Annotated in this window: 3 protein-coding genes and 1 pseudogene; 1 reads left to right on the top strand and 3 read right to left on the bottom strand. The window is 64.9% G+C overall.

Annotation, left to right across the window (positions count from 1 at the left end):
- The 3 genes from Q8R73_RS21040 to Q8R73_RS21050 all read right to left on the bottom strand — a co-directional run.
- Positions 1-381 (bottom strand): DUF2254 family protein (locus Q8R73_RS21040; RefSeq protein WP_305721470.1); only part of this gene is annotated, 381 nt, incomplete at its 3' end.
- 143 nt (positions 382-524) lie between these two features.
- Complete coding sequence (locus Q8R73_RS21045) at positions 525-923, bottom strand: BA14K family protein (protein ID WP_305721471.1); 399 nt, start codon at positions 921-923, stop codon at positions 525-527.
- Between the two features lie 311 nt (positions 924-1234).
- Positions 1235-1972, bottom strand: a complete 738-nt coding sequence (locus tag Q8R73_RS21050) for a hypothetical protein (RefSeq protein WP_305721472.1) — start codon at positions 1970-1972, stop codon at positions 1235-1237.
- Positions 1973-2422: 450 nt separating this feature from the next.
- On the opposite strand from Q8R73_RS21050, the pseudogene Q8R73_RS21055 reads away from it, so the two are divergent.
- Positions 2423-3169, top strand: a pseudogene (locus Q8R73_RS21055) (glutamate synthase subunit alpha); the annotation flags it as partial.

Genomic DNA, 3169 nt, shown 5'->3' on the forward strand with positions numbered 1-3169 from the left:
GCTTCGCAGCACCAACATCTCGTAGCATAAAGTTCCGAGAAAAACCCCGAGGGTGACCAGGTTACCCCGATCGCGGGTGAAGTAGCGAAGCAGGCGCCGCCCCATCTGGCCGGCCGCCAGCGACAGCGCCGCGATCGTGATGGAGAATACCGTACCCGCCACTCCGATCGTCGAGGATGCGATCGCTCCGAGCAGCGTCCGCGCACCTGTTGCGCCGCCATCATAGAGCCATCGTTCCAGCAACCAGCGCGGGATCAGTTCACTGCGGTCGAGTTCGATCAGGCCGAGGGCACCCACCACGCCCGCCAACACCAGCAACGCCGGGATGAGCCAGAATGTCTCCGCGAAGTCGTCCAGCAGCTGGCGCAGGCGAGCGGTCACTGAAATCCCCATTACCGGCGCAACTGGCCGAAGACGTTCACGTACCATACCAGAGCGTGTTCTGCTCGGGCGCTGGACGGCGCCTGCAAATGAAGAGGGCCGCGGAGACTGTCCGCGGCCCTTCTCGTTGATTCAGGCAATGATCACGGACACGCGTGACGGTTGCCGTCGTAGCCCAGATAGGTACCCGACGCCGGGTCATAGGACCTGAAGCGCTGCGAGCAGTAAGCATGCGCGTCGCCGGCGCGCGCCTGGCTGTTGGCGATGGCGCCTCCGATGATCGCGCCGGCCGCCAATCCGCCGATCACCGCCGCTCCGTTGCCGCGATACCCGCGATTGTAGCCATGGCGATGGTGCCTGCCTTGGTGGCCGAAACCGGGGCCGCGGTGCCCGCGGCGATATTGCACGGTTTCGACATTGCTGATGGCAGATTGGGTATTGCCCGGGCTCATCATCAGCGGCGCTGCTGCGGCCGGCTGAAGCGATGCGATGGAAGTCACGCCCGCCAGAAGAACTGCGGAGATGGTCTTGTAAAACGGCATAGATATCTTTTCCTTCATGATGTCAGGTGCAGGTCAACGGCAGCGCGATGCCTGCGTTCCGCGAGATGACGGGAGTTTAATGTTTCGCGTCTGATGGTCACGGTCCGGGCGTCCTTACACACTTGCGGTTCCTGCGAACCCATGCCGGCGTGCTTCCTGGCGACGCGACGACGCGTCGGATTGGGAAGCCGGACAATTATGAAGTGATCGCCGCGGGTCTCACGAAAACGCCCCGGAAAATCCGGGGCGTTTGGTTGCGATCGTCGTTTCTGTCAGGGATCCGGAACGACGCGGATAGAGTGCCTCGCAGCCTACTCCAGTCCCTGTGCCTGTGGCATCTCCTGGGTCGGCAGGATCTGCGGCACGGGCTTGGCCTCGACGACGGGAGCAGCGGCTGCGGGCGCCGCAGCCTGGCCGGTGGTTTGCGGATCCGGTTTCACCGGCGCCGCCGCAACCGATTGTCGGGCCGGCGGCCCGGCAGCAGGCTGGGCTGACCGCGCGGCAGGCGTCACGGCCGCCAGCGGCCTGACTTCGCTGCGCGGCTTCGGAACCGGCACCGCGGTGGTGCGGCTTGCCACCCTCGGTGCGGCGCTCAGCGGGCGCGGTTCAGCCCTGACATCGGCGGCAGGAGGCCGGCCGGGCGGGCCAAAAGTGATAGGCCCGGCGTCGTCGAAATTGTCGTCCATCCGGTGGGCCGGCTGGAAGCGCAGGATCCGCCCGGTGCGGGCGTCGATCACCAGCCGCCCGTCATCGCCGCCGCGATCAACCACCGAAATTGCGTAGAAGAATCCGCGCCGCACCGGAACTCCGAGCGGCGAGAATCCGCTGTCGCGCAGCACCGTGTAAACCTCATGCGGCGGCAGCAATCGCGGACCGTAATGGCGCATCGGCGCTTCCGGTGGCATGGCCGCGTAGGGCCCGCCGATGTCGGAGACGACCCTGTAAGACGATCGACCGACATCGTAATAGGGCGCCGGCACTTGCGCATTGGCGGCGCCGGCCGCCGCCAACAGCCCGGCCGACAAGATCCATCCCGTGAACAGCTTCATCGGATAATCACTCCTGCTACGCCTCTGAGCGTTTTCGCTCGTTGATCCCGCCAGCAACATCCTTGCCAAATCCGGCAGTCCTTGGGCCGGATCGCGGCGTGTTTGCTTCAAATCCGCGGCGGGGTTACCCCCCGCAGACCGCACGGATCTGCCATGCAGCCAGCGACTCTCACGCGCTTGTGTGATAGACAAAAATTTGGCATGGTCTGAGTTAGGACAGCATAGCTGTCTCAATTGCGGAGCGATCCCGGCACAGGGATTGCAACGAGAGATGGCGCCCAGGCGCCAGGAAGTTAAAGGCAAGGCCGTTCGTCGGGGACGCCGGACGCCCAGGCCTGAATTTACGAAATTGCGGCTCGCGGAGGACGAGCGGTGGCCCGGTGGGTGCCGCAAGCGCCCAAGGTGCGCCAACGGACGGTGAGGCCTTCAGCCTTATTGAGAGGACGTGAGATGAGCGGGTCGGAGTTCGAACGCGAAAACTTCGTGACGGATGCGCTGCCGGCGGCCCCGGCCGCGAAAGCGGCCGAAGTCGCGCGCGAGTTCAGCTGGCGTCCGCCGGCCGAAGGCCTGTACGACCCCTCGCTCGAGAAAGATTCCTGCGGCGTCGGCTTCATCGCCAACATCAAGGGCAAGAAGTCGCATCAGATCGTCACCGATGCGCTGAGCATTCTGTGCAACCTCGAACACCGCGGCGCAGTCGGCGCCGATCCGCGCGCCGGCGACGGCGCCGGCATCCTGGTGCAAATTCCGCACGCCTTCTTTGCGCGCAAGGCCGCCGGACTCGGCTTTACGCTGCCGAAGCCGGGCGAGTACGCCGTCGGCTCGCTGTTCATGCCGAAGGAAACGGCGTGGCGCAAAATCATCAAGAGCATCATCGCCGACCAGGTCCGGGACGAGGGACTGGTGCTGCTGGGCTGGCGCGACGTGCCGTCGGACAATTCCTCGCTCGGCGAAACCGTCAAGCCGACCGAGCCTGTTCACATGCAGGTGTTCATCGCCCGCAATGGTGCGGCGAAGAACGAGGACGACTTCGAGCGGAAGCTCTACATCCTGCGCAAGTCGATCTCGCAGGCGATCTACCAGCGCCGCGACCGCGGCCTGGCCGGCTATTACCCGGTGTCGCTGTCGTGCCGCACCGTGGTCTTCAAGGGCATGTTCCTGGCCGACCAGCTCGGCAAGTACTATCCCGATCTCTCC

It is taken from the genome of Bradyrhizobium sp., assembly GCF_030697065.1.
In the GTDB taxonomy this organism is placed as follows: domain Bacteria; phylum Pseudomonadota; class Alphaproteobacteria; order Rhizobiales; family Xanthobacteraceae; genus Bradyrhizobium.

Coding starts and splice junctions, on each gene's coding strand:
- Q8R73_RS21045 (WP_305721471.1), bottom strand. CDS start 923: ATGCCGTTTTACAAGACCATCTCCGCAGTTCTTCTGGCGGGCGTGACT.
- Q8R73_RS21050 (WP_305721472.1), bottom strand. CDS start 1,972: ATGAAGCTGTTCACGGGATGGATCTTGTCGGCCGGGCTGTTGGCGGCG.